23 protein-coding genes, 4 pseudogenes and 1 other annotated feature are annotated in these 24,521 nt (G+C 54.2%); of the genes and pseudogenes, 4 read left to right on the forward strand and 23 right to left on the reverse strand.

The genetic code is table 11. The annotated features are described in order from the left end of the window. Positions 1-20 precede the first annotated feature (20 nt). From KI617_RS02305 to KI617_RS02405, 21 genes and pseudogenes are all read right to left on the reverse strand, one after another. Complete coding sequence (locus KI617_RS02305; protein WP_226450251.1) at positions 21-1,175, reverse strand: glycosyltransferase family 4 protein; 1,155 nt, start codon at positions 1,173-1,175, stop codon at positions 21-23. 4 nt (positions 1,176-1,179) lie between these two features. Further along, positions 1,180-2,343, reverse strand: coding sequence for a type II toxin-antitoxin system RelE/ParE family toxin (locus KI617_RS02310; protein WP_226450253.1), 1,164 nt, complete (start codon positions 2,341-2,343; stop codon positions 1,180-1,182). Continuing rightward, positions 2,333-3,889: an MATE family efflux transporter gene (locus KI617_RS02315; RefSeq protein WP_226450255.1), complete on the reverse strand. Its 1,557-nt coding sequence runs from the start codon at positions 3,887-3,889 to the stop codon at positions 2,333-2,335. The genes KI617_RS02310 and KI617_RS02315 overlap by 11 nt, the downstream gene beginning before the upstream one ends. A 1-nt stretch (position 3,890) precedes the next feature. Further along, the gene (locus KI617_RS02320) at positions 3,891-5,291 is read right to left on the reverse strand and encodes a hypothetical protein (RefSeq protein ID WP_226450257.1); all 1,401 of its coding nucleotides are present in this window, start codon (positions 5,289-5,291) and stop codon (positions 3,891-3,893) included. 13 nt (positions 5,292-5,304) lie between these two features. Next, complete coding sequence (locus KI617_RS02325) at positions 5,305-6,369, reverse strand: acyltransferase family protein (RefSeq protein ID WP_226450259.1); 1,065 nt, start codon at positions 6,367-6,369, stop codon at positions 5,305-5,307. Between the two features lie 87 nt (positions 6,370-6,456). Beyond that, positions 6,457-7,335: a class I SAM-dependent methyltransferase gene (locus KI617_RS02330; RefSeq protein ID WP_226450261.1), complete on the reverse strand. Its 879-nt coding sequence runs from the start codon at positions 7,333-7,335 to the stop codon at positions 6,457-6,459. Between the two features lie 3 nt (positions 7,336-7,338). Then, positions 7,339-8,007, reverse strand: a complete 669-nt coding sequence (locus tag KI617_RS02335) for a class I SAM-dependent methyltransferase (protein ID WP_226450263.1) — start codon at positions 8,005-8,007, stop codon at positions 7,339-7,341. Then, positions 8,004-8,774, reverse strand: a complete 771-nt coding sequence (locus KI617_RS02340; protein WP_226450264.1) for a class I SAM-dependent methyltransferase — start codon at positions 8,772-8,774, stop codon at positions 8,004-8,006. Before KI617_RS02340 ends, KI617_RS02335 begins: the two co-directional genes overlap by 4 nt. Continuing rightward, entirely contained in the window at positions 8,734-9,711 is a 978-nt protein-coding gene (locus KI617_RS02345) for a glycosyltransferase (protein WP_226450266.1), read from the reverse strand. Before KI617_RS02345 ends, KI617_RS02340 begins: the two co-directional genes overlap by 41 nt. A gap of 10 nt (positions 9,712-9,721) precedes the next feature. Beyond that, positions 9,722-11,287: a capsular polysaccharide export protein, LipB/KpsS family gene (locus KI617_RS02350; protein ID WP_226450268.1), complete on the reverse strand. Its 1,566-nt coding sequence runs from the start codon at positions 11,285-11,287 to the stop codon at positions 9,722-9,724. A gap of 24 nt (positions 11,288-11,311) precedes the next feature. Then, the gene (locus tag KI617_RS02355; RefSeq protein WP_226450269.1) at positions 11,312-12,040 is read right to left on the reverse strand and encodes an acylneuraminate cytidylyltransferase family protein; all 729 of its coding nucleotides are present in this window, start codon (positions 12,038-12,040) and stop codon (positions 11,312-11,314) included. 11 nt (positions 12,041-12,051) lie between these two features. Continuing rightward, a complete protein-coding gene (locus KI617_RS02360) occupies positions 12,052-13,053 on the reverse strand; it encodes an SDR family NAD(P)-dependent oxidoreductase (RefSeq protein WP_226450271.1) in 1,002 nt (333 codons plus the stop codon). After that, complete coding sequence (locus tag KI617_RS02365; RefSeq protein WP_226450272.1) at positions 13,046-14,113, reverse strand: nucleotidyltransferase family protein; 1,068 nt, start codon at positions 14,111-14,113, stop codon at positions 13,046-13,048. The genes KI617_RS02360 and KI617_RS02365 overlap by 8 nt, the downstream gene beginning before the upstream one ends. Beyond that, on the reverse strand, positions 14,110-15,330 hold the full coding sequence (gene neuC, locus KI617_RS02370; protein WP_226450273.1) for a UDP-N-acetylglucosamine 2-epimerase: 1,221 nt from the start codon (positions 15,328-15,330) through the stop codon (positions 14,110-14,112). Before neuC ends, KI617_RS02365 begins: the two co-directional genes overlap by 4 nt. Continuing rightward, positions 15,327-16,160: an NAD-dependent epimerase/dehydratase family protein gene (locus KI617_RS02375; protein ID WP_226450274.1), complete on the reverse strand. Its 834-nt coding sequence runs from the start codon at positions 16,158-16,160 to the stop codon at positions 15,327-15,329. The genes neuC and KI617_RS02375 overlap by 4 nt, the downstream gene beginning before the upstream one ends. A gap of 18 nt (positions 16,161-16,178) precedes the next feature. Beyond that, positions 16,179-16,880, reverse strand: a complete 702-nt coding sequence (locus KI617_RS02380) for a class I SAM-dependent methyltransferase (RefSeq protein ID WP_226450275.1) — start codon at positions 16,878-16,880, stop codon at positions 16,179-16,181. 80 nt (positions 16,881-16,960) lie between these two features. Beyond that, positions 16,961-18,019 carry an N-acetylneuraminate synthase family protein gene (locus KI617_RS02385; protein WP_226450276.1) on the reverse strand — a complete coding sequence of 353 codons (1,059 nt, stop codon included), beginning with the start codon at positions 18,017-18,019 and terminating at the stop codon, positions 16,961-16,963. 34 nt (positions 18,020-18,053) lie between these two features. Continuing rightward, complete coding sequence (locus tag KI617_RS02390; RefSeq protein WP_226450277.1) at positions 18,054-18,344, reverse strand: UDP-glucose 6-dehydrogenase family protein; 291 nt, start codon at positions 18,342-18,344, stop codon at positions 18,054-18,056. 531 nt (positions 18,345-18,875) lie between these two features. Next, positions 18,876-19,373: a transcription/translation regulatory transformer protein RfaH gene (gene rfaH / locus KI617_RS02395; protein WP_226450278.1), complete on the reverse strand. Its 498-nt coding sequence runs from the start codon at positions 19,371-19,373 to the stop codon at positions 18,876-18,878. Between the two features lie 95 nt (positions 19,374-19,468). Next, positions 19,469-19,621, reverse strand: a complete 153-nt coding sequence (locus tag KI617_RS02400; RefSeq protein ID WP_226450279.1) for a hypothetical protein — start codon at positions 19,619-19,621, stop codon at positions 19,469-19,471. Between the two features lie 49 nt (positions 19,622-19,670). Next, positions 19,671-20,149: pseudogene (locus tag KI617_RS02405) on the reverse strand (IS3 family transposase); the annotation flags it as partial. Between the two features lie 75 nt (positions 20,150-20,224). Between KI617_RS02405 and KI617_RS02410 the strand changes: the two are divergent. Continuing rightward, positions 20,225-21,088: pseudogene (locus tag KI617_RS02410) on the forward strand (IS5 family transposase); the annotation flags it as partial. 252 nt (positions 21,089-21,340) lie between these two features. Further along, positions 21,341-21,720, forward strand: a pseudogene (locus KI617_RS02415) (transposase); the annotation flags it as partial. Continuing rightward, positions 21,619-21,727 (forward strand) — a sequence feature (AL1L pseudoknot). Its footprint overlaps the pseudogene before it by 102 nt. Here the strand turns inward: KI617_RS02415 and KI617_RS02420 are convergent. Next, positions 21,715-21,908, reverse strand: a pseudogene (locus KI617_RS02420) (IS630 family transposase); the annotation flags it as partial. (Overlaps the previous feature by 13 nt.) The pseudogenes KI617_RS02415 and KI617_RS02420 overlap by 6 nt on opposite strands. Before the next feature lie 137 nt (positions 21,909-22,045). Here KI617_RS02420 and KI617_RS02425 point away from each other — a divergent pair. Together KI617_RS02425 and ppk2 are read left to right on the forward strand one after the other, a co-directional pair. Then, on the forward strand, positions 22,046-22,501 hold the full coding sequence (locus KI617_RS02425; protein ID WP_226450280.1) for a SixA phosphatase family protein: 456 nt from the start codon (positions 22,046-22,048) through the stop codon (positions 22,499-22,501). Between the two features lie 57 nt (positions 22,502-22,558). Continuing rightward, positions 22,559-23,677, forward strand: coding sequence for a polyphosphate kinase 2 (gene ppk2 / locus KI617_RS02430; protein ID WP_226450282.1), 1,119 nt, complete (start codon positions 22,559-22,561; stop codon positions 23,675-23,677). On the opposite strand, the gene KI617_RS02435 is transcribed toward ppk2, so the two are convergent. Then, positions 23,674-24,165 (reverse strand): thioesterase family protein, encoded by a 492-nt coding sequence (locus KI617_RS02435; RefSeq protein ID WP_226450284.1) that lies wholly within the window; start codon positions 24,163-24,165, stop codon positions 23,674-23,676. The genes ppk2 and KI617_RS02435 overlap by 4 nt on opposite strands. Positions 24,166-24,521: the final 356 nt, after the last annotated feature.

Raw genomic sequence — 24,521 nt, forward strand, 5'->3', positions numbered from 1 at the left:
CAGGATAAATATTGTGCGATTCATAGTTCGCAGGCAGCTTCGATGATTTTTTCTGCCCTGCGTGTCCAAGTGTGTTGTCGTTCGTATTGGTCGTGGGCATTAGAGCCGATACGCGCCGCCAATTCAGGATTCCCTGCAATACGGTCAAGGGCTGCCAACCATGAATCAATATCCGATGGACGAGCAAGCAAGCAGTTTGCTCCATCAAGCAACACCTCTCGCAATACAGGTAGATCAGAAGAGATGATTGGCACACCGGTGCCCAGATATTCGAACATCTTCATCGGGGACATCCATCGAGCCGTGTCATGTCCAGCAACACCAATGGAAACACTTTCCTGGTAGGGCATCAGCAGTATGTCCACCATTCGCATCAAGTCCCGTGCCACAGGATGAGGTACATGGCCCATGAATGCCAAGTTGGCTTGTCGGTTGGAAGCGCGGCGAGCTGCGATATCGGTCTCTGTGCCGCCATAGACCAAAAACAGGCAGTCTTTACGTGCTGCAGCCATCGCTTCGACGATTTCTATGCCGCGGCCAGAATACAGGTGTCCAAAATAGCCGCAGACCTGCTTCCAAGTCCCCTGTGCTTCGGGTACGAGATCATAAAGTTTATCCCTGCGCTCAGTGATTGTTACCGGTGAGATACCGGCCGGTGCCGCATCATGCAGTACGAGTGTGCGATGCGGCTCCGCTCCATGGTGTTCCGCTAGATACTTGGCGAGGTGCTCCGAGATCACAATGGTGGTTACCCATGGGCAACGCATTATGGCACGCTGCATCCATTTTCTAAAACCTGTCTCGAGTTGGTGCGTTTCGAACAGCAGCGGAATTCTATGCAACACCGCCAACGAGAACGTCGCGTAGAGGTTACGCGACAGAATGGCGTCGCCCCGCTCGGAGCGACGAATGCAGCGCACCGCATGTCGGGCAATTCGCAGGTTGTCTCCAAGCGTCAAGGCACTGTAGAAGGTCTCGAAGCGAAAAGCTGTGGCCCCAACGCCATAGGTGGTTTCCACGGCTTGTGGGAGTTGCTGCGCATCATGCATGGCACGCTTGGCATACAGGGTCACGTCTGCGCCGCGTTGGGCAAGGCCATTACACTGCCACACGACGTGCACTGAATTGGCAGCACGGGAAGGAAGCGTTGAGGGGGCAATGTAGTGGAAACGCATCGGTTCATCGCTCCACTTTTGCAGCACGGAGAGACGGGTGATAGCCAATCCCTGGATAGTCGATGAAACCCCAATGTCCCGCATGCTCAGGATGCATGGCAACATCTATCCGAGCCAGGGCCAGCATGCGGAACCAGCTGTCCCACAGGTCGGATTCATTCCATCCGCGCGAATACTGGCTCCAGTGGGTATGGATGCGATTGTGCTTGGGGCGCTGCAGAGTCAGGCCATAGCGCAGGCGTTCCCGCAATGCCCCCGGATTACCCCGTGCTGCCCAGGCATGGCGGACAAAGCCGGCCAGTTGCGCAATGGATCGGGGCCGCACCTGAAGCGACTCGCAAAATCCGCCATCCGGGTTTTGTTCTGCCAACAAGGTGCTAGCCGTCCGTTCCAGCACGCGCCGAGTGGTTTCGTCGGGTATCCGGCCATGCGGTGTCAGCATGAACACAGCGTCGTAGTCATAGCATCCACCACCGCCCGGATAGGGAGCGAAGTGCCCCTGCATATCTGCCAAACCACGAACGGACGCAAGTGTTTGCTCGAGATGTGGGTTGTCCAGGCCAAGGTATTCCAGCACTTCGTGCTGGTGATAGCCATTCTGGAATTGAAGGTGAGTCATGCCAGAAGAGCATCCCCAAAAGCCGAAATGGTTCATGTGCTTGACATGTATATCAACCCACTCATCCAGTTTTGCATGAACAGGCATTCCAAGATGGTCCCGCGCATGGATCATGAAAATTGCGGCGAACATGGCCTGGTTGCCACTTCCTGCTTGTCCATTTATTACCCCGGCTCGCAGAAGCGTATCTTTTATATTGTCATCAATCTGCTCGCCAACGAGATCTTCCAAGGGGTCTTCTTTTAGTTCATCCAGGATCGCCAGCGCACTCAAGCCGAAGGTCAGAAGTTGTCGATAGGGCTTCGCACGGCGGTGATTCGAGTCACGCGGTCGTATTTCCCGTAGGCCATTTTTCAAATGCCTGGCCATTGTTTTCGGGTCTTCAATTTTGTGAAGAGCCCGAATCAACTGTAAAGAGTAGATTGCGAAACAAGTGGCGTAAAGACTTGTATCAGCGCGCGGCGTCAGGCAGAAATCAAGTGACGAAGACGAGCAGGAATTCACAAATTCCTGAAATTTGTGCCTCACTGGGTTCAGGTCAGGCTTCACGGTTGTATGTTTTGCGAATTTTGTTTACAAGAAGATTACGCATCGAAGGGGTCAATACAAACCACCAAGTGCCAATTGCCCAGATCGTTCCGCCCATGACTACCTGTGCCATGAGCGTGTGCAGTGCTGACAGGGCACCCGGGAAGCCGAAAATTGCCGTGGGCGCTCCCATGCTTAACAGCAGCAATCCTGACGGCTTGAAGATAGACATGGCGAGATCGAATGGCCGCAGTCTGATTTCCATTTTGAGCAGAATAGCTGCGATGGAGAGACGAGCCATGAACCCGACAGAAACGCCAATGGCGAGCGCCGATACACCGAGCGTGGTCAACTGCAACAAGGCAAGGCCGATTCCGAGACCCAATACCGCGCTACTCAGTTCGGAGAACGCGCTTTCCCAATGCCTGCCGGCCCCCAGCAAAACACCTCTGACAGCTGACGCAGGCCCCACAAAGAATGCACCAATCGAGAGAAAATGCAAGTTCCATACCAGTTGCTGCATCGATGTGTGTTCTTCTCCTCCGGTGCCTAACCACCAATGCACAAATGCGGGCCCCGCGAAGAAGAGCGCAACGACGATCGGCACGCTCATGCTGGCCGACAATGAAATTGTTCCAATAGCCACGTCCGCAAGTGCCTGTTCCTTGGCGACGCTCAAGGAACTGACCACGGGCGTTACGAGTGCGCCCAACGAACCCGAAAAAGACACGGCCTGTGTGACCAGCATCAACGGTATGGCGAAAGCTGACACAGAGGCCAATCCAAGCTTTGCAGCGGCAATGATGCTTCCCTGGGCAAGCATCATTGCCGAAAACGTCAGCAGCAAGGACGCACCCGTATGCGACATCAGTTCATACACACTCGCTCTCGAGAGTCCCGAAAAAGTGATCGGAACCCCTACCTGACGTACCCCCAGATAATACTGAATGATATTGGTCAGCAGAGGTGGCAGGACAGCGACAACCGCAAAAACGAAAATTCCCAAACGCCATTCAAGCACGACGAGAAGTACGAGAGCCAGACGGAAAAAAACTCCTGCCAGATCCACCCCGAAATAGATATCGAATCGATTGGAAGTTGCCAACAGGCCGTAACCGACCTTGAGTGGCAGTCCGGCCAGTGCTGCTACAACGGCCACCGCGAGAACGTCGTAATGCCCTGCGCCTGCACTTTCTCCAAGCAGTAGCTGAGCGACACCCACTCCGCCAAAATAAATCACCAGCACGCCGATCAGGCTGACACCAGCGCCCAGCAAGAAAGCGCATGAGACAAGGCGGGACGCTTCGCTATGGCGCCCGTTTGACAGCAGGCGAGGCAGTATTCTTGGTAATGCGGAAGCTGCACCAAAGTCCAGCAGAGCCACATAGGTTGCCATTGTCGTCCCGAGAATCCAGACCCCCATTTCCTCGAGACCGTAAAACCGCGCAGCTACACCCGTAACGACCAGTGACGAGATAATGTATGCGACCTTGTGCCCCCACATAAATACGATATTGCGTACGGTCTGTCTGGCGCTCGGTACCTTGTTTGATTTCTGTGGCAGCACGTCAATCCACCTTCGCAGGATATCCGTGCCTCAGAAAAATTGCACTCAGCGTGAAAATAAACGGGGTGACGCTGTGCGTCAGCCATCCAGCTGTTGAGTAGACAAAAAAATCGAATGCCAGGACTGCCACCATCAGAATTATTCCACCGCCGAAAATAATGCTCGAGTTTGTATGAACTCCGGCAAGTTGCTTTTCGAGCGCCAGCCAGAGAAATACGAAGAAACCCGCTGCCGCAATCACGGAAGCAATGCCTCCCTCCCAGAGCAGCATCAAACCAAACGAATATGTTCCTCGAAGCCCGAATTTATCGAACATGATATCTGTGCGATTGGGTCCGAGATTAGGGCTAGGATTGATTGCTCCACCACCGAGTCCGAAAATGAGCGTACCCAAACCCCTATCCGCCAGTGTCTCGATGCTTTCCTGCATAAGCTTGAGCCGACCCAATTGAATATTCGTGTTGTTATCCTTGGTGGTTGTGTCCGAGTGATTCATTGGAGAGGAATAGTCTCTCAGCAGATAGTCCTTCCCGTATTTCAATAGCTGTACAGGGCATGGTTCATCGCTACCGCATTGGAGAGACGGAATCAAGGTAACCGAAGAAATCCACACGGTGATGCACACCACACTCAAAGACGCAAGCTTCCCGATAGTTATTCGTGGAATACCGATCTGTTCGCCAAGATGGCGCGACGAAAGCTGCGCATAAACATAGAAGGCTGCTGCGACAAGAAGTGGGAGCATGACCACGACTGCTCTTTTTTCGTTTACCACGGGCAGGAATGCGTAAATCGTGACGATAAGAATAGTCCAGCCCCCTTTGTACAGATACAACAGAAGAAGCATTGACAGCACAAGCATTGGGAAGATAAGCCCGAGTTGTCCAGCCGTCTGACTCAACCCGCCTATCCAGTGTTTTTCTTCAACCCCGATCACCATCCATTTGTAGGTAAAGAACGGAAGTTGCAGCAACATTAGACTGGCGATCAATAACAACAGCCGTCGTGATGCCGCTCTATCGAGCGGAATATTCAGTATCCCGACCAAAAAGAGCAGTGGCACAACGAGGAGTCTCACATAGAACAGGCTTTCGATGAAACTGGCACCTTGTGTTGCGCCCGAAACGAGACCGAACAGAACAGCGACGCAAAATGGCAAGATCAGTTGTATGCCGCTCAGCAGTTGTCTTGATCGCAGTCTTTGCGCCACCCCCATGGCAAAGAGTGCGATAAAGCCAGCTTCGAGAGCTGCCTTCAGCATCGACTCACGAATGCCCGCAGCAACCCAAGCCCCTTGAGTCATGCTCAATACGAGCAAGCTGGCAACCAGAAACTCGCCGATCGACAACTGCCTCAGCCCGGAGAGGCCAGATATCTCTAGTTCTGAAAATTTGATACGCATTGCTGCTTCTCTATTAAGTGTGGTTTTCCTTCTGTTGCGATTTGCCTTCCCCGAAGAAAGTCGTAGACAGTTGCGATGACCATTTGCGACGCCGTGCATCAATCGGAGACTCGAAACACCATGCGATCACGGCCGATATCAGCAGCGTCACGAGCACAACAAGTGCAAAACCAGCTACCGTGGTCTGAAGAAGTCCGTTTTTTTCATCCGGTATGGCAAGCACGACGCTTGCCGCCCCCCCCCACATCACCCCCAGGGCCAAGGCTACATGGTTGCCTATCCAGTGCAGCAGATAAACTGGATAAGCCATGTGTCCAAAAAATGCATCGATGCGTACTCCTGCACCCTTTGCCTTGTTAAGGGACAGCAACCAAGTGATGTAGGCCAGCAGAGGTAGTGCGACCAGGAAACTGGCTGTTACGCTCCAGCGGCTGAGCAATGATCCACACAGGAGAAAACCCACACTGGCAATCAGCAGATGGGTGTGTGGCCTTTCAGGCTTCTTGAACTTGTCACGAAGATGCCATATACATGCGCCCAAGGCGTAGGGGATCAATGCAACTGGTAGAAAGCTGTAGGTTAATGATCCTGCGAGTTCTGGATAGCCATTTCGAACCAGCAATTTGCTGGTCAGATAAAGGAAAGGAAATGCCCCGGCACAGATCAGTAATGTGAGCTTTGCACCCTTCCATGTGCGGGACAGCCATAGCATCGATGCCGCATACATCAATATCTCCACATCAACCGCCCACGAAGAAGGGCTTAGTGAAGTCTCCAGGCGACCAAGCCCCAGGAACGTTCCGCCAAGTATGAATACAGTGGATATCCACTCCAAGCCGCTGTCAGGAATACCAAGCGCGCTGTTGATCGAGCGTGGATCAACCAGATGGCCGAACATCCAGATGGATATGAATGCGAGGAAGAGCGAAAGCCAGTAGGTCGGAAAGATGCGCAATGCCCGGTTGACCGAAAATTCGAACAGATCCGTACGCCCAAACCGATACCGGCTGTTCAGCGCTCCTGTGATGAGGAACCCACTGAGAAGAAAAAAAGCCCATACCGCCAGGCCGGAGAACACCTCGGTTGCCTTGAAGTGCTTGAGAAGCACAAGGAGCGCGAGTAGAAGTCTATAAGTTCCGAACACGAGTCCTCGCCAAGCAGATTTCTACGAATGCAGCGAAAGATACTGGGCCGTCGTCCCGAGACTGTGCCATGCAAAGTCTATCCATTGCCGCAGCAGATTCAGCGGGTGCGTTCGTACGATGCGAGATGCAGGAACCGGTCGATATCCTGCACGCACGCAGAGACGCCGGAGCGATGCTGGCGTGAAGCCATGCAGATGCTCGAATGGGGCCAGCACATGAGGTGTTTTTCCATCGAAAGGCCAAGTCTCCCAGATACGAGTTCCAGAGGGGTCTCTCAGTATGTTGGGGACAGTGATACGGATCAGCGTATGTGTCCCGCAATAGGCCTTAAGCCTTGTTAGTGTTTCAAATGGGTCAGGCACATGCTCCAGAACCTGCTCAAGATGAATGACATCGAATTTCATGCCCGCGAGCTCAGACTCCGAATGCACTAATCGGAAGGGCGGAACTGCTTCGCCGCCCCGCTCGACACTAGGCTCATAGGCGACGACGCGGAACCCCTCTGCCACTGCTGCTCGCGCCCAGCGCCCGCGGCCGGAGCCGTAATCGAGAAGCAAGGGTTCTTTGCACACAGTATTGGTCAGGCGTCGTACCCTTCGCATTTCCTGCTGCATTGCAGTTGACGGAGTGTTGGTGGGTATTGCACCTGATGCAAGGGGGCGCCCAGATGCGTACATGAGTAAAAGTTGATCTGGCTCTGGTTGATTGCGATACCACGCATGACCGCATACCCGGCAACCCAACACCTCTAGGGGAATCGTATCGAGCCAATTTGAGAGTAATCCGTCGTACTTGATCTGATCGAATTCGAGAAATGCGTGGCGACGAAACTTGTCAAGTTGAGTGACAGTAATCGGATTTGAGGTGTCGCAGGCGGGACAGTCCTGTATGACCTGCATGATCTATGCCGTACAAAGGAAGAATAGTTTGTGCATCAACCAGGGGCTTTTTATTCGTTTGTATAAATAGCCATGCTTGAAAGGACGCGCTTGTACGTCCGAGAAGCTCTGTTCAAGCAGGTGCCGCAGACGCTTGTCGCTGAAATGAGTGACATGTGTCGGGTCATCTCGCAATCGACTCCATTTGCGATGCAGCAGTGCGTCACTCCAGTCGTAGAATCGCTTGATTGGATAGTTGGGCGTAGATATCAGGAGCATCCCGCCTGGGCGAAGAATGCGACGGAGATCGCTCACCGTGCGTGCGCCCTGCTCAGCCGGGATATGTTCAATCACTTCCATCATGTTGATGATATCGAAGCTTGCATCTTTGTATGGAAGCGGGCCTGTTCCTTCAATCAGACTGGCATTTGCCCACCCCATTTCCTGACATCGTTGTACGCGACGACTTGATACTTCCACACCGTGCACGTTTTCTGCACTTAGACCACGATTTGATACGAGGTGATGAAAATACTTCCCATCGCCGCAACCATAGTCCAGGAGCTTGATGGTCATTGGTGGTTGGCCAGATAGGCTGATCGCTTCACACAAGGCAGCATCCCAAGTATCTGCCACATTCGCATTGAATCGTTTGAAATCGGCGTAGGCCTCAAAGTCCTGTTTGTCAATCAAGTAAATGCTCCTGGCGAACTCGGCGAGAGCGTCTCTGATCCGGGCGACTGGACTGATTTGATGCCATCGATATAAAAGCCCAGAGCATAGTCTGTATCCCCTGCAAGAGCTTTTGAGGATTGCTTCCCGCGTCGACGCGAACACGCAGCCAGCAGAACAATTCCTTTGACAAGTTTTCCACGTATGCCGCCGAGAAACCATGGCAAAGCTGCCAACACGCTGGACAAAGGACTACACGACAATGATTTAATGATGAAGTCATTTGTATCAAGTCCCAGTTCGCAGAGTTCCTTTTCCCAGTATTCAGCCGTATTTCGATGAAAGTCACCATAACGGCCGTGTCGTGGGAATAGGAAAGGGATGGTCACAACGAATCGTCCGCCCGGTCTGAGCACCCTGAGCAGTTCCCGTGTGATACGGCGCTCTTCATGGATGCGCTCCAGTGCATTGAGGAAAATTACTTTGTCATACATTTTGTCGGCGATGGGCAAGACTTCATTCAGGTCAGCGACGATTGTTGGATTGACTGCTGCGGAAATGTTGATGGAGTCCAGATTGCCATCAATCTGGATCAGCTTGGTGTAGTCAAAATCTGTGCCGCCACCAATATCTAGGATTCGACCCCGCAAGTATAGGCGGGCGATTTGCTCATCCTCCATGAAGCGCAAGAGCGTGTTATCACCAGTTGCCACCAGGCTTTGATGGATTGCGATGAAGAGGCAACGATCATCTGGCGAGGGGATTTTTTGCAAGTTGGAGAAAAACATCGCGATAACCCGACGTGGCGGCATCAATCGCGAAGCGATGTCGATTCTTGAGCACTTGATCTCTCAGTTCGCTATATCGCGACCTCGCCTCTCTGGCTGTGTTTACAAGGTTGCTTTCATCCAACGGCAACCCGCAATAACCGACTATTTCCGTGCTGCTACCGGGGCCGGGGTTGTAGATTACGGGGAGACCGGCGCAAAGGGCTTCGAATACCGCGTTTGGACACGGGTCGTTCAGCGCCGGATGTAAAAAGAAATGTGCTTGCGCAAGAGTCTTCAGCATCTCTTCATGTGGCTGCATGCCCAGCAAGCGGACTTGAGCGGTGGGTAGTCCTTCCGGCCAGACACCAAGATGCACGACCTCGACGCCGTCGCACATGGAGATTTTTGCGATCAGATCATGCCGCTTGGTCTCCCTGGCGCTGGCTGTCGAGGAGACGAGCCTGATTTGACCATCCAGTGGTTGCGCGCAAGGGTTCTCGACCCAGAAAAACCGAGAAGCTCCATTATGGATAATGCAGTTTTGTGCCTCTTTGTATCCAGCACGCAAGAAAAACTCGCGCTGATAGGCACTCTGGAAAATGACGACATCCGCAAGGTTGAGCAGCGCAATAGTCTGGCGATCCTGGAGCCAGCCGAGGGTCATATTGCGCAAACCCATGCGGAACGCGTGGCGGTTGAGATTGACTGCGCGAACAACAATGCGCCGCCCCTCGGCTTTCCAGCGTCGCACCTGGGCCAATTTGTAGCGCCGGCCATTGCCTCCAGGACCCTTGCCGAGTTGATTCATGAAAACTATGTCGCAGGGTGCATCGACGGTATCGGTGCACTGGAAACGGTCGTCCTGCGCCAATTCAGTTTTGATTGCACGGATGAAGTTGTTCGCGCCGCCCCATGCCGCATCGACATGCCGGTAGGTGAAATGAACCCTGATCATGGCAATGACTTCACCATGTGGCAGCGCCGGGCACGGTTTTGGCAGGTGGGCGTCCGATCAATGCCTCTAGGTGTTCCACCAGTTTGGCAATTTCATCCATATAGGCGGCGGTTCGTTCCGTATGAACATTGGCTTTGCCCAGCAGTACCGAATAGAGATTGACGCTCGCACTGGTTTCGAACACAGAGGCTACGTAAGCCCGTAGCGCCTCTTCATCTGTTTTATGTTGCCCGATGGCCTTCCTGACGAGGTTTTGCAGGTGGCGTGGATCGGCGCAGCGACGCACCATGGTGTCGGGCAGCAGGTTATAGGGGCAGTCGCCAAACGTGATGACCGGCTTGTCGAGCATGGCCGCCTCCAGTGCGACTGAGCCCGTAACCACGGCCACGAGATCGGCCTGTTTCACAAGTGTGCGGGCCTCTACAGCAGGATCAGCGAACCTGACGCGGGGGATGTCCAGCATCTTCTGGTAGGCGCCAAGCGATCGTTTCCCGACCATCCACGGATGCTCCTTCACGACGAGCACGGTGTCGATCGGTAGGCTCATGGCAAGCATCCGAATGATCTCAATCTGGTTGACGTACGGTCTGCCATACACCAGCAATGACACCTCGGGCTCGGTGTGCAACGGGAAGAAAACATACCGCATGCCTGGCAGATCAGCTTCGTGTACATAGCGGCCCTTGAAGAACTCGCGCGTACGACGGGCCTGCTTAGGATTCTGACAGGCCGTGAAATAGAGACGGCGCAGCGGATCGGGTACGTGGTTGTCAGAAGTTGCAATGGAGTTTCTGTAGTTCCAATAGGCGCGAATTGCTGAGAATAACCGGTCGATTCGCGCGAATTTTGAAGCGTTCGACTTTAGCGCCGGCTTGTCAGATGGGCGCACCACTCCTTCATAGCGACCATGCTGTTCACGCACACGCTGAATATAGCGCCGAGCTTCCTCTTCGAAACGCGACTGCTCACCAGCCAGCAACCGCTGGTACTGTAAGGCAAGTTCGGGCGATGGGTCGTTTAGCAAGTGCGAGAAGGCGACACGGTCACCAATTCGGGTGGGACGAAGGTTCAAAAACCGCACCCCCCTAGCTTTGGCAAAAAGATAGGCCAGATAGTCGAGCATCGTGACGCAGATGAAGCTAACGACCAAATCCGGCTTTAGATCATCAAAAAGCGCCTCCATGCGCTCGAGCCCACGCTGAAGGATACAGAGCAACTCATCATCGGAAAAACGACGGCGGTAATCTTGGGTAAATGCACAGTCAGGCCCCATGAACAACCGGCGATCCGCCACGATTGCACCGAATAGGCCTGGATCACCGCCCAACTCCCGCTCATAGCGGGCCAGTTTTACCAAGTCCGGTTTACCCAGTGGCCTTGCCGTGACTTGCCATTCCTTAAGTAAGTGGTGGCCCTCCTGCTCGAAGCCTGGTCTTTCGAGAAGCCAGCGGTCGTATGCCATGCTGTCAGCCACAACAAAACCGGCCCGCTCGACCGGCAACCGTGTTTTGCTAGCGCTGCACAGGGCATCAAACAGTTTGAGACTTTCGCTTTGCGTGCAAAATAATACGTTCATGAGTCCTGATATCCGTTCATCGGCTCAATGACTAAGCTGGCGCTTGAGAAGAAACTCGATAAGAGCAAAATCAAGTTCCGAGTCGATGTCGAAAGCCCGCTCAGGTGGAATTTGGTAACCGAATGCGCGACCATCAAGTAGGTGACCGGCTGACTTTAGATATTTCGTTGTCAGGACATAGGTACCTGCAACGTGCTCATAAACAGCCGGCGCCCGCTGGCGCGCGAGCACTGTGCCATTGCCGATGCTCTTGCTCATCTTCAAGACACCATCGTTATCGGCTTCAACCAGGTTGAAATAAGGGTTGCGCCGAGCCTCGGATACTGTGAATACGGCATCTGGAGCGAGCCCGTCCTGTCGCAGTTGTCTAAATTTCTGCAACGCGCCTTGAATGTCAGCGACTTGGAGCAAAGGATTGGTGCAGTCAATATCGATGTACAAATCGTAGGCAATGCCGTCCTGCTCCTCACAAGCTTGAAGCGCATGCTGCCAGACTTGAAACTTGCCGGCATCTGACGAGGCGAGGGAGGCTGGGCGCATAAAAGGCACCTCGGCACCTGCCGCCCGCGCCACTCCAGCAATGGCTTCAGAGTCAGTGCTAACAACCACGCGGTCAATATCCGGAACAGCCAATGCTTTCTGGATCGCCCATGCAATCACCGGCTTGCCCAGAAGCGGTCGGATATTTTTACCAGGCACGCCTTGGCTTCCGCCCCGAGCGCCAATTACGCAGAGAATTTTTTCTAGATGCATGTGCCAATGCCTTACTTTGCGTAGCGATCTACGTCGAAGAAGTGCATGTTGCGCTCAATCCACTCCACCGTTCTTGTCAGCCCCTCATTAAACGGTACGCGACTCTTCCACCCCGTGAGCCGCTGCATCTTTCGGGTATCCGCCAGCAGACGGTTGACCTCGCTCTTTTCGGGACGGATACGCGCTTCGTCGGTGATGACTTCTACCTTGCGCCCAACGATTTCACACAACATTTCGACCGTCTGGGCGATCGACCACTCTTCTCCGGAACCAACATTGACCACCTGCCCCTCAGCCTCCTTGCACAGGGCCAAAGCCAGCATGCCATCAGCCGTATCCAAGGCAAAGTTGAAGTCACGAGTAGGCGTTAATGCCCCTAAATTCAATGTTTCACGGCCGGCCAACAACTGACTAGCTATGGTTGGGATCACGGCGCGTGCTGTCTGACGAGGTCCGAAGGCATTGAAGGGGCGTGCAGTCACCACAGGCAGGCCAAACGACAGGTAAAAGCTCTCGGCCATCTTGTCCGCTGCAATCTTGCTCGCGGAATAAGGGGATTGCCCCACGAGAGGATGATCTTCGGAAATCGGCACCTGCTGTGCAGTTCCGTACACCTCAGAGGTAGAAACGTGCACCAGCCGGGTCAAGGCGTCACTCTCCCGACAGGCTTGCAAGACATTCAGTGCTCCGGTCACATTGGTATCGACATAGGAACGCGGCGCATCGTAACTGTAGGGGATCGCGATCAGGCTGGAAAGGTGAAACACATAATCGCAACCTGTTACCCCTTGCCGCATGCGTTCCGCATCCCGTACGTCACCAGTGAACAATTCCACACCATCAAGGGTTTCCTTGGCTACATCACGAAGCCAGCCCTTGTCATTCCAAGAGTTGTAGTACACCAACGCGCGAACATGCGCACCCGAAGCCACTAACTGTTCGACCAGATGGCTACCGATGAACCCGTCCGAGCCAGTAACGAACACTTTTTTCCCGGTAATTGTTTCAATCATTGTCTTGCACCGTTTGAGCAAAGAAAGTCCGAGCTTTTTCGAGATCATCCGGGGTGCCGATGTCACTCCAATACTCGTGAACCGGGAACACAGCCACCGGCATCCCGCAGGTAAAGCAGGAATCGATAATATCTGTCATGTTGAGATGCCCCGCTCCTTGCAGCAAGTCCAGCGCCTGCGGGGAAACGGCATAGATGCCCGCATTACACAGAAATCGCTGGGAAGGTTTTTCAACCAGTCCAGTAGCAAAAGCACCCTCGGTATTGATAACGCCGTAGGGTATGCTGATCCGGTAATCTACTGCGGCCACTGTAACTTGAGCGGCGTGCGCCTGATGAAAAGTATACAGACTGCCAAAATCAGAGGTGGTAAGAATATCCCCGTTCATCACGACAATCGGCCGACTAGGCTTTTCCGGAAGGAGGGCGAGGGCACCGGCAGTACCTAATTTTTCCTGCTCACGCAGGTAGCGAATCTCTACCCCAAAACCAGCGCCGTCACCAAAATGTTCTTCGATAACATGACCAAGGTAGTTTAGGGAGAGGTAGATACGCCTCAGACCGGCTTTAGCTAGACTCTCGATCTGGCGCTCCAGCAGTGGGGCGCCACCAATGTCCACCATCGGTTTGGGGATCGTGGCCGTGAGGGGACGAAGTCGCGTACCCTCTCCCCCGGCCATGATGACGGCAAAGTCAAATTCAGCCGTGACCGGAATAAAGTGCTCCGGATACTCCAGATCGATCAAATGTACCAACCGCTTGAAACGGCCTTCGCTATCGACAACCGGCAGAGCCATGACGTTGCGTTTGCGCATGAGATCCAGGAGATACCCGGCGGGCGCGCCTTCTTCGGCAAGCAACGGGGATGAATTCATAGCCTGCGACAGAGGTGTTTCAAGACTCCCGCCCGCTAGCAGGCAACGCCTTACATCGCCATCAGTGAGCGTGCCGAGGAGGCGATTCTCGGCATCCACCACGACCGCCATACGCCGACGAGTAGCCTCGATGCCGCGAACCGCAGCCATCAATGGAGCATCTGGACTAAGCAAAGCATCGCTCATCGGAACCAGCCATCCCTGATCTCGCCTTTCAAGGTCATCTTTTTGCGAATCAGGTTTTGATCCAACGCGACCTCAGCAAGCACCTCGGCGATCTTCGGCCCGGCATCGCCCAGCCAGTAGGGGTTTTCCACCTTGTGGCACTGTTGCCTGAAGCCATCATCGAACAGGCAACGCCGTATCGCAGAGGAGATTTCCTGTCGGTCATACCCCGCGTCAACGACGTTCATTCCACGTAGCCGGCCTTCCTGCCGAGAGCCTATATTGACGGTCGGACAGCCGAAAGCAGGTGTTTCCTTGAGACCAGAGGAGGAGTTGCCTACGCAAGCGACGAGTATCGAATCATGCTTCGCCAATGCCAACACACCGTGATAGAGATGACGCCCAAGCGATCGATGCACTTGGGTATTGGCGACCTTCCGGTGACGGAACTCCTCAAGGCGCTCAATAATCTGCCGCCCCCCGGCATCGTTGTTCGGGTAGGTCAGTATGACCTGCACGCCATCTGTTGCTAACTCTTCCAACGCAGCCAGAGAAGGCTCGAGTTGCGAAACTGCCTGATCAAACTCTGTCGTGACGGAATGCTGTGTAAACAGCACGACAGGACGGAAAAGGTTCAGCCCAAGTCGCTCGGCGATCTCATCCGGGTGGGCATATCTGCCCTCCGAGATCAAATCGATCGCCGGGAAACCCACGGTATGTACCCGCCAGGCCTCTTCGCCCATCCCGAGGATGCGATTGGTTGCTTGTTGGTTAGTTGTGAAATGCAGGTGCGAAAGCTTGGTCATGGCATGGCGCACCGAGTCATCCAGCGCCCCGCCTTCCGTCAGATCGCCGCCTTCGATATGTGCGGTGGGTATGTTCATCTGGCTGGACGCAATCACGGCCGCCAAGCCCTCAAACCGGTCCGCATAAACCACCATCATGTCCGGCTTTAGTTCTGCGAGCACCTTGCTGATTTCGATGATGCCGGAGCCGATGGCCTGTGCAGTGGAAAAGAGCGAGCCTGCGTCCATTTCGATCTTGACTTCTGCATCGATTCTGAACCCGTCACTCCGAATTTCTTCGAGTGTCCGCCCGAAATTCGCATCCAGGTGGGCGCCGGACACGATCAGGCGATAATCCAGATCGGGGTGATTGTCCACTGCTCGTAGTATCGGATACTGAAGACCATATTCGGCACGATTGCCGGTGAAAATGGCGATGGTACGTAATCTCATGTATGTTCCATTCCTCTCTGCCTGCTGACCAAACGCCGAAGCCCTTCATTCAAGAGGACAGATGGCTGCCAATACAGATATTGTTTAGTCTTGGTAATGTCCAAAACGATGCAGGACGGCTTGGCTGCTGGCTGCGTAGAAACGATCTGTCGCTGGGATTGTTTTGCCTCTTCCAGCAACATCCTCGCAAGTTCTCCAATTGACGTGCCAACTCCCGTGCCAACATTGAACACGCCCTGAGCCTGCTGAGTCGCCATTTTTATGATGACTTCGGCAGCATCCTCGACCCAAATAAAATCTCTAACAGGGCTGGTATCCTGCAATTTAATGGGACCATTCTGGTCAAGCTGACCAAATATGTGGCTAAGTACATTTACGGTAGCCATACTTGGACCATAGATATTGGCAAGCCGCACAACAACACCTCCACAAGACAGAACGCTTTGCTCAGATGCCAATTTCACGCGAGTGTAAGTGTCGATGGCGCTGACAGGTTCGGACTCGATGTGAGGTGTGCAGAGTCCATCTCCATAGATGACGGAGGAAGATGCATAGATCACTTTTCCGTAGCCCTTTTTCAACAAGGCATGGAGAGTGCTGGACGCCTCATGCTCATATTCCACCGATAATTGGTTCACTCGGGATCTATTATTGATCTCCGCCAAGTGGATCAATACATCACCAAGCGGCGAGTCTGCATATTTAGCCACCTGCAGAAAACCGGGGATATCCTGTCGTGAGACGCGCAGGGTACTCACCCCGGCATAAGTCAGGCTTCTAGCAATGACACTGCCTAGGAAACCTGATGCGCCAGTAACAACCACCCGCATAAACTCACTTGCTCACAATTATTTGTTCGCGGTAATCGATAACTTCGAATTTCCAAGTAGCCGCATACTGCCTTGATAGTTTTTTGAAGAAATTGAGGTTGCTACGGTACCTAGGTCATCTTTGGTGCATGGCTTCACATAGCCTAGGCCGGCTACAGTTGAATACTTGACTTTGTCCGCACCCAGCAGTTGTTGCAAAACAAAAACTGTAGACAGCCTTTTATCTACCAGACATCCGATAGGTCTGACAGTGCTTCTCAGAACGTGAATGTAGTCAAAATCAAATGTTGCAGACCCATCAACTGGCGAAACATATTTTGGGCCATCAACGAAAACAAAATCGTAGGCTCTGTCCGGAATGTCCTCATAGCGCACCCCTCTAAATAGAGAGTACTGATCTTCAATGGTCCCACTCAGCCTGAAATCTACATATTCTGCGTATTTATTGGGCAGAAGTTTGCGCGACATCTCAAGCCACCCTTCATGCTCTTCCATGGACGTCACCCGCCCCCCCCGGCTGGTTTCTCTCTCGTTTTCCATCAGTGCATGAGCGATAACCAATGTAGACACCCCTGTTCCGCACTCAAGCACTTCCACCGGTTTCTCCGACCTGATCGTTTGATACAGGCACGCGTAGTCAATGTACCCACATCCTGTGGATTTCGTCTCCTGCAGGTATGCCTGCAAGGCATTCCAAAGCCCATCATTGCGCTGCAGCATTCGCTTCGCCCTGATTTGCGCTATTTTTCTTAGGAGGATTTCCAGCTTTGACCGAAGATAAGCCATCACATCTTTTCCGTTTACTCTTGTGTTGATAAACCAAGTACGATTTGATCTTTACGGAGCTGGTAGCCGCGCTTGATGGGGCGCAGTACTTCCTTTCCAATAAGAGAGTCATAGTCGAGCACGCCAAAGTCCCCACCACCAGGCCGCTTGACCCATATGTTCTCCTCGGTCAACTTTTCGCCCGGCTTGAGGTCCTTGGTAGCCACAACCGATGCAAAGGCAAATGCGATAGTTGGAGCCTCCGCGTCGACGGGCCCTTTTTTGCCGCCCCGGGCCGAAAAAATGATACGTGAACCCTCAATCAATTCAGACAAAGTTTTGGGGTCCATCGAGCAGATAATATCTGGTCCTTCCCTCTCCATACTGTCAGTGAAATGACGCTCAAGGATCGATGCGCCAAGCGCTACGGCACCCAGGCAGGGGTAGTTTGATGTCGTGTGATCCGACAGACCGATCACGGCATCCGGAAACGCTTCTCGAAGAGCTGACATCGCACCTAGCCTGACCAGTTCGGGAGGAGTGGGGTAGACATTTGTGCAATGTAGCAAGGCATAGGGCACCTTGTGTGCACGCAGGATTTCAACGGTTGGGCGCACCGATTCAAGGGTGTTCATTCCTGTGCTGACGATGACAGGCTTGCCAATTTTTGCCACATGCTTGATCAGGGGATAGTTGTTACACTCGCCTGAACCGATCTTGATGGCAGGGACATCGAAACGCTTGAGCCGCTCGGCTGCAGCCCTTGAGAACGGCGTGCTAATAAAAATAGAACCCCGGCCGTGAACATGCTGCATGAGCCTGCGCTCATCTTCCTCAGAGAGTGCGCAACGATCCATGATTTCGTAAATCGAAATGTCTGCATTGCCAGGGATAACCGACTTGGCCTCTTCCGACATTTCATCTTCGATAACGTGAGTCTGGTGTTTGACGATCTCAGCCCCTGCATCGATTGCAGCATCTGCCATCCGGATCGCAAGATCCAACGACCCGCCGTGGTTAATGCCAATCTCAGCGATGACTACGGGAGGGTGCTCATCACCGATAGGTCTGTTTCTGATAATTAGTTCCGGCATAGCTAATTTCCGATTTAAAACGTAATTAAAGGCGTCACACGGCAATTTCGCTGGATTGGATATCGGAATCGCAGTCAGTGGGCGTGGCGATGATGACGAAGTCGGCGCCGACATAGGCTTCTTGCTTGTTCAGCGTAGCGCGGAAGTTCAGTGGCCTGTGCTTGAGGAAGTCTTCGATTTCGGCGTCTTCGATCGGAGATTCCTTTCGATTCAACATCACGACCTTTTCCGCGTCAATGTCGAGACAGACCACTTCGTTGCGCTGCGCTAGCAACACGCCGTTCGACAGGCCAACATAACCAGTTCCTGCAATGGCTATTTTCACTGCAGGCCGCCCTTTACGGAATTCATCTTAGCTTGCAGTACCTCATACTTCGCCTCAAAAACTCCGCCGTCAGCTTGGACTTCTCAGCCACCCCAGTCGGCGTGAGCAAATAGGCATAGCGCAGCTTGCTCTGGCTGAAGCTCGACATCTTGAGCAAGCCCTTTTCCACCAAGGCCTGGAAGCAAAAATTGATCGTACCAAGCCCCACACCCAGACCCTTGGCCAACGCGCAGTGATTAACGTGGGGCGCCTGATGCAAACCAAACGATGCAAAACTTCGAACTAGATTTCCTCCTGGAAACCAGCCGATTTTTGTAGTGGGGATACGAGACTCAAGGTGATTTAGGCACGCTACCGCCATACCGTTTCACGATCAGCAAGCGCGGTCAGCAGATTCTAGCAGAGGGGGGGCAGAGTAAAAAGTGCAGCAAAGGATGTTGCCGCAAGCTCAACGGACGATGGGAATTGTGCCACACCATCATGACTTTGAGAAAGGTTTTTTGCCAAACAGGCAATAGCGAAGCAGGCTTGTCAGCTCGCCTTGCGCAAACTGGCCGGCGCGACACGCACCGCGACGGGTTTACTCAGAATCTCGATCAGCACCATGACTCGACGCTCGCCATCAGCCATTTGGTAGATGCCTTCGATGCCGACAAACGGTGCTTCTGTCAGACGAACGTGCTCCCCAGGCTTGAACAGCCGCTCGGGTTCAGTCTGAACCGCCGCTTCCTGTGTTCGCAACAGTTCAATGAGGCCATCATCAACACGCGCCGGTTCGATCCCGAAGCTGACCAGACGGCTGACACCCTTGGTCGAGCGGATCGGCGCCCAACTCTTGGCGGAATCCCCCTGGCCCAAGCGTATGAACAGGTAACGTGGAAACAGGGACTCGTCTGCAAGCGTCAGCACCCCTTGACGGAGCTTTTCTGATGGGAGGGTCGGGAGGTAGCACTGATAACCCTGCCGATGGAGGTTGTCCAAGGCGCACTTTTCCTGCCTAGGCTTGGTATAAACGAGATACCAGTGCATCGCCACCTCCGAAGGTTGTCTTTATTGTCAACATTTTACCCTTCGGTATTGCAGCGCGGCAATGACATTTCCATCGTTTATTTCATTTGTGATTCCTAATCAGCGGCAGTGGTATCTCCCTGCGCTGGAGCTTCGTTGTCATATTCCGAATCGGAGTGGGTGTTTTCTGCATCCAGCTTGTCGTTCCCGTCAGGGCCGTCTTTGAATTCGCCATCAGTCGCCAATTGCTGCAGTACCGTCTCTTCCATGCGGACGGTGTGAGCCTCCCCCGGTTTTTCGTCTGCCAAAGGGCGGGATTCATGCTACCCGTTTTTCCTGACGCTGCGCGCTGATCCAATTCTCCAGAAACTGCATTGGCGACGTGTTGCCAAGAGTCGAATGCTGCCGCTTTCTGTTGTAGAAGACCTCGATGTATTCAAAGGCAGTCGCCTTGATCTCGGCATGTGTGGCGTAGCGAATCCCATGTACCCGCTCACTCTTGAAACTGTTGCCCCAGCTCTCTGTCGGCGCGCTATCCCAGCAGTTGCCTTTTCGGCTCATCGAGCAGGTCATGCCGTATTCCTTGAGCTTGTCTTGAAAGGCATGACTGGCGTACTGGCTACCCCGGCCGGAGTGGCGCAACAGCCCGGCGCTGTTTTCTAGCGGAACCAGGCCATGATCAGCGCATCCGTCACTCTGTCCGTCGCCATGCGCGGTTTCAGCGACCAGCCAACGACTTCACGGTTGAACAGGTCGAGCACGATGGCCAGGTAGAGCCAAAGCGCTCGAGGCCATATTGTTGAAGGGCCTCAAAGGCAGTATCGACCTCGCACCGCGCTAGCTCCGGATGCCGTGACAGACGGGGATTACCCCCCTTCTACCCAAACTCGGGTTGTCGTGGCCGCCAGCCCATTGGGCTGACCCGGATGCTGCGCATGTATGTGGCGCAACAATGCTTCGGACTCTCGGACGAAGGCGTCGAGGATGCTTTGTACGACAGTCAGGCCATTCGCCGCTTTGTCGGGATCGACCTGGCGCGTGAAGCGGCCCCGGATGCGACGACCTTGCTCAAGTTCCGCCGCTTGCTGGAAGCGCACCAGCTGACCGAATCCATCTTCAATACCATCAACGCCCATTTGGCCGAGAAAGGTCTGCTGCTGCGGGAAGGGACGATTGTTGATGTTACCCTGATTGCCGCACCGCCGTCGACCAAGAACCGGGAAGGGAAACGGGATGAGGAGATGCACCAGACGAAAAAAGGCAATCAATGGCACTTCGGTATGAAGGCGCATATCGGCGTCGATGCCCAGTCCGGATTGGTGCATACGGTGATTGGCACCGCCGCCAAGGTGAGCGACGTGACCCAGGCCCAAGCGCTCCTGCATGGGAACGAAACTGCTGCCTTTGGCGATGCTGCCTACCAGGGGATCGAGAAGCGGGCAGAGAGCCTGGAAGTTCCGGAGACCTGGCATGTAGCCATGCGCCCGTGCAAGCGCAAGACTCTGCCGGGGGCGCCACTGGGCGACCTGCTCGAACGGATCGAACACGCCAAAGCCAGTATCCGGGCCAAGGTTGAGCATCCGTTCCATGTCGTGAAGAACCTCTTCCGTCATCGCAAGACACGCTACCGCGGTTTGGCCAAGAACACGGCCCAGCTCTTCTCACTGTTCGGCTTTGCTAATCTGGTGCTGGCACGTCGTTGGCTGCTCGACAGCAACATCCAAGGTGCGTCCTGAAAATGGAAAATGCGCGAAATACTCCGCAAAAGAAGATGCTGGGCGGCAAAAACAAGCTTGTTTACCAATCCAACCAGCTTCGCCCGCCTCACGCTTCCGGGTGAGGTGGATTGTTCGGCGTTTCCCTAAAGACATCCTTGTCCATCGGGATCACTGCATCGATGCTTGGCTGCAAACTCTGCGGGCATCAGATAATCCAGTGTCAATCGCCCCAGATTTGGTGGAGGCTCTAACTCTTGAGAAGATAGAGGCATGAAGAAGTCAGTTAAGTTCTCCCCCGAATTTCGCGAGCGCGCCGTGCGCATGGTTACCGAATGCCGAGCCGAATATCCCTCGCTGTGGTCAGCCGTTGAGTCCATTGCCGCCAAGATCGGTTGCACGGCGCAGACGCTGCTGACCCGGGTGCGTCAGCACGAACGAGATAGCGGCCAGCGTGAAGGGCCGACCACGGCAGACCATAAGCGCGTCAAGGAACTGGAGCGCGAGGTCAAGGAGCTGCGCAAAGCCAACGAGATTCTCAAGCTTGCCAGCGCGTTTTTCGCCCAGGCGGAGCTCGACCGCCGATTCAAGTCCTGAGAGCGTTCGTCGACGAGCACCGTGATGCCTTCGGGTTCGAGCCGATCTCACAGCTTGATGCCGTATTCCTGTTCGATGAGCTGACCGATGGCTGAGCGGGGCCACAGGAAGAAATCCATCTTGAGTTGTTCGGGGCATTTATCAATGATGGTGCGACCAATCGTATCTTCCTGATGGCTTTCTTGTGCAACGGAACAACTTGCTTGCGCCGCTCGTAAAGTTGTTCCAGCGTTCTCTTTTTCATCACTTGATGGCGCCAAAAAACCACAAAAGTTCATATTTCATCGGACCTTTTCAATAGCAACCGAATTTCATGATGACGTTGCAATGCTGCGGTAACATTTGGTGCACATAATGCCGCCTTTTCCGAGAGGGACGATCATGGACTTGTTGCTGTGGCGCCACGCTGAAGCCGAGGACGGGGAAGACGATCTGAAGCGTCGTTTGACCGAGCGCGGTGAAAAACAGGCACAGGCGATGGGGGCATGGATTCGTCAGCGCCAACTCAAGGATCTGCGGATTATCGTCAGTCCGGCGGTGCGGACGCAGCAGACAGCAGAGGCATTGAAGCTTCCCTTTGAAACAAATCGCAAGATCGGGCCGGAGGCTTGTGTCTCGGAGTTGATTGCAGCGTCTGGCTGGCCGTCTGCCAAGGGCTCAGTCTTGATTGTCGGGCATCAGCCTTCGTTGGGGCGCTTGGCCTCGTTGTTGCTCGCCGGCCATGAGTCGGAGTGGAGCATCAAGAAGGGGGCGCTGTGGTGGCTGAGCAATCGCGTGCGCCGCGATGAAACGCAGACCGTGCTGCGGGCAGTGATTCCGGTTGAAATGCTGGACTAGACAAGCTCGCCACTTAGGCGTGAAATAAGCCTTTTCGCATCAATGGATGGAGAGGGCATGGCAACCAACAAGAAAATAGCAATAACAGCACCGGCAACTGCCAGCACCAAAAAGCCGACGTCGCGTCCACCTCGCAAGCGCGCGGTAGCAAGCGGTGATATCGCGCCAAAACTGACCCCCGATGGTATCGAGGGTTTTGCCATCCATGCCGCCATTGATGGTGCTCAGGAATCGAAATTGGGTGCCATGCGCGATGTGATCGCCGGTCTGCCGCCGGAGGAGTCAGTCGCCTTGCTCAAGGGCCTGCTCAAGCAGCAGGGCGTGGTGGCCGAAGAGCTGCCTGCCAGTCCGGACGATGAGCTGGTCAAGGACTGGCGCGAAGGGGGATATCCCTACAAGAACCTGATGCAGCGCCGCAATTACGAGCGGCAAAAATATCGACTGCAAGTTGAGCTGTTGAAGCTGCAGGCCTGGGTCAAGGAAACCGGGCAGAAGGTGGTGATCCTGTTTGAAGGCCGTGATGCGGCGGGCAAGGGGGGGACCATCAAACGTTTCATGGAACACTTGAATCCACGGGGCGCCCGCGTCGTCGCCCTGGAGAAACCGAGCGAAATGGAGCGTGGTCAGTGGTATTTCCAGCGCTACGTGCAGCACCTGCCGACCAATGGCGAGATCGTGCTGTTCGATCGTTCCTGGTACAACCGTTCAGGGGTCGAGCGGGTGATGGGCTTCTGTACTGATCAGGAGTATGCGGAATTCGTCCGTCAGGCGCCGGAATTCGAGCGCATGCTGGCGCGCAATGGCACGCATCTGATCAAGTTCTGGTTCTCGGTCAGCCGCGAGGAGCAGCGCCGCCGGTTCCGCGAGCGCAAAGTGCATCCGCTCAAGCAGTGGAAACTGTCACCGATCGACATGGCCTCGCTGGACAAGTGGGATGACTACACCAAGGCCAAGGAGGCGATGTTCTTCCATACGGATACCGCCGATGCGCCGTGGACGGTGATCAAGTCGAATTGCAAGAAGCGTGCTCGCCTGAACGCCATGCGCTATGTGCTGCATAAACTGCCGTACAACAACAAGGATACCGAGCGGATCGGCAATCTGGACCCGCTGATCGTCGGTCGTGCCAATGTGGTGTTTGAGCGCGGCGAGCATCAGGGAGTGCCGATCCTCTAGCTGATTACGTAGGAGGCGCCGCCGGTCGCGATGAGCAGGCCGGTTTCGTTTTCCAAAGTCATCTGCACGGAAGCAATACGGCCGCCAAGACGGGTTACCCGTCCGGTGGCCGTAAATTTTTTGCCGACGCCCTGGTGCAGGTAGTCGGTACGCAAGTCGATGGTGCCGATGCGGCCAAAGCGATGGCTGACCTGGTCGGTACTTTCGCTGTTGAATTTCTCGGCGATGGCCACCGTCACGGCCAGGCCGCCGACGGTATCCAGCACGGTGGCGATCACCCCGCCGTGCAGTCGGCCGTGCTGAAAATGACCGATCAGGTCCTGGCGCATGGCAAAGCTGATTTGCGGCGCTGCCGGATCAAGCGATTCGACGCGGAAACCCAGGAGTTCGTTAAAGCAGAGGCGATGCTCGAAAACATAGCGCAACGTGATTTCGAGGTGCTTTTGCTCTTCAGCTGAGCGGCGGGGCGGTTGGGTTTGGGTAGTCATGGTGCTTCGAAGAAATAAAACGGTCGAGGGCGGCAAGTACCTGAATCGGAGGCCAGTTTAACCTGTCCCGAAGAGAATCTTGTGCGCGGAAGCAAGCTCAGTTCAAGCAATGCCGTGCCGGGAGGCTTCGCCTCCAATCACCCGATATTCATTCTTCATGCATGTTGTGGCAACGAGCGAAAGCTGAATGACCTTTGGCATAGTCCGAAAGGACTATGCGGATTCATGCTTGTAGTGAGAGTGGCGTAATAATCGCTAGCCAGAATTGAAATTGTGAAAATCGCCCAACGAGCCTGGTTGATTTGAGCCTGGGCCGAACCGTGGCGTTATCCGGCCCCCGTCAATGAAAACTGATT

The sequence above is a fragment of the Ferribacterium limneticum genome (assembly GCF_020510625.1).
In the GTDB taxonomy this organism is placed as follows: domain Bacteria; phylum Pseudomonadota; class Gammaproteobacteria; order Burkholderiales; family Rhodocyclaceae; genus Azonexus; species Azonexus limneticus_A.

Coding starts and splice junctions, on each gene's coding strand:
- KI617_RS02305 (WP_226450251.1), bottom strand. CDS start 1,175: ATGCGTTTCCACTACATTGCCCCCTCAACGCTTCCTTCCCGTGCTGCC.
- KI617_RS02320 (WP_226450257.1), bottom strand. CDS start 5,291: ATGCGTATCAAATTTTCAGAACTAGAGATATCTGGCCTCTCCGGGCTG.
- KI617_RS02330 (WP_226450261.1), bottom strand. CDS start 7,335: ATGCAGGTCATACAGGACTGTCCCGCCTGCGACACCTCAAATCCGATT.
- KI617_RS02340 (WP_226450264.1), bottom strand. CDS start 8,774: ATGTTTTTCTCCAACTTGCAAAAAATCCCCTCGCCAGATGATCGTTGC.
- KI617_RS02345 (WP_226450266.1), bottom strand. CDS start 9,711: ATGATCAGGGTTCATTTCACCTACCGGCATGTCGATGCGGCATGGGGC.
- KI617_RS02350 (WP_226450268.1), bottom strand. CDS start 11,287: ATGAACGTATTATTTTGCACGCAAAGCGAAAGTCTCAAACTGTTTGAT.
- KI617_RS02355 (WP_226450269.1), bottom strand. CDS start 12,040: ATGCATCTAGAAAAAATTCTCTGCGTAATTGGCGCTCGGGGCGGAAGC.
- KI617_RS02360 (WP_226450271.1), bottom strand. CDS start 13,053: ATGATTGAAACAATTACCGGGAAAAAAGTGTTCGTTACTGGCTCGGAC.
- KI617_RS02365 (WP_226450272.1), bottom strand. CDS start 14,113: ATGAGCGATGCTTTGCTTAGTCCAGATGCTCCATTGATGGCTGCGGTT.
- neuC (WP_226450273.1), bottom strand. CDS start 15,330: ATGAGATTACGTACCATCGCCATTTTCACCGGCAATCGTGCCGAATAT.
- KI617_RS02375 (WP_226450274.1), bottom strand. CDS start 16,160: ATGCGGGTGGTTGTTACTGGCGCATCAGGTTTCCTAGGCAGTGTCATT.
- KI617_RS02380 (WP_226450275.1), bottom strand. CDS start 16,880: ATGCTGCAGCGCAATGATGGGCTTTGGAATGCCTTGCAGGCATACCTG.
- KI617_RS02385 (WP_226450276.1), bottom strand. CDS start 18,019: ATGCCGGAACTAATTATCAGAAACAGACCTATCGGTGATGAGCACCCT.
- rfaH (WP_226450278.1), bottom strand. CDS start 19,373: ATGCACTGGTATCTCGTTTATACCAAGCCTAGGCAGGAAAAGTGCGCC.
- KI617_RS02400 (WP_226450279.1), bottom strand. CDS start 19,621: ATGGAAGAGACGGTACTGCAGCAATTGGCGACTGATGGCGAATTCAAA.
- KI617_RS02425 (WP_226450280.1), top strand. CDS start 22,046: ATGGACTTGTTGCTGTGGCGCCACGCTGAAGCCGAGGACGGGGAAGAC.
- ppk2 (WP_226450282.1), top strand. CDS start 22,559: ATGGCAACCAACAAGAAAATAGCAATAACAGCACCGGCAACTGCCAGC.
- KI617_RS02435 (WP_226450284.1), bottom strand. CDS start 24,165: ATGACTACCCAAACCCAACCGCCCCGCCGCTCAGCTGAAGAGCAAAAG.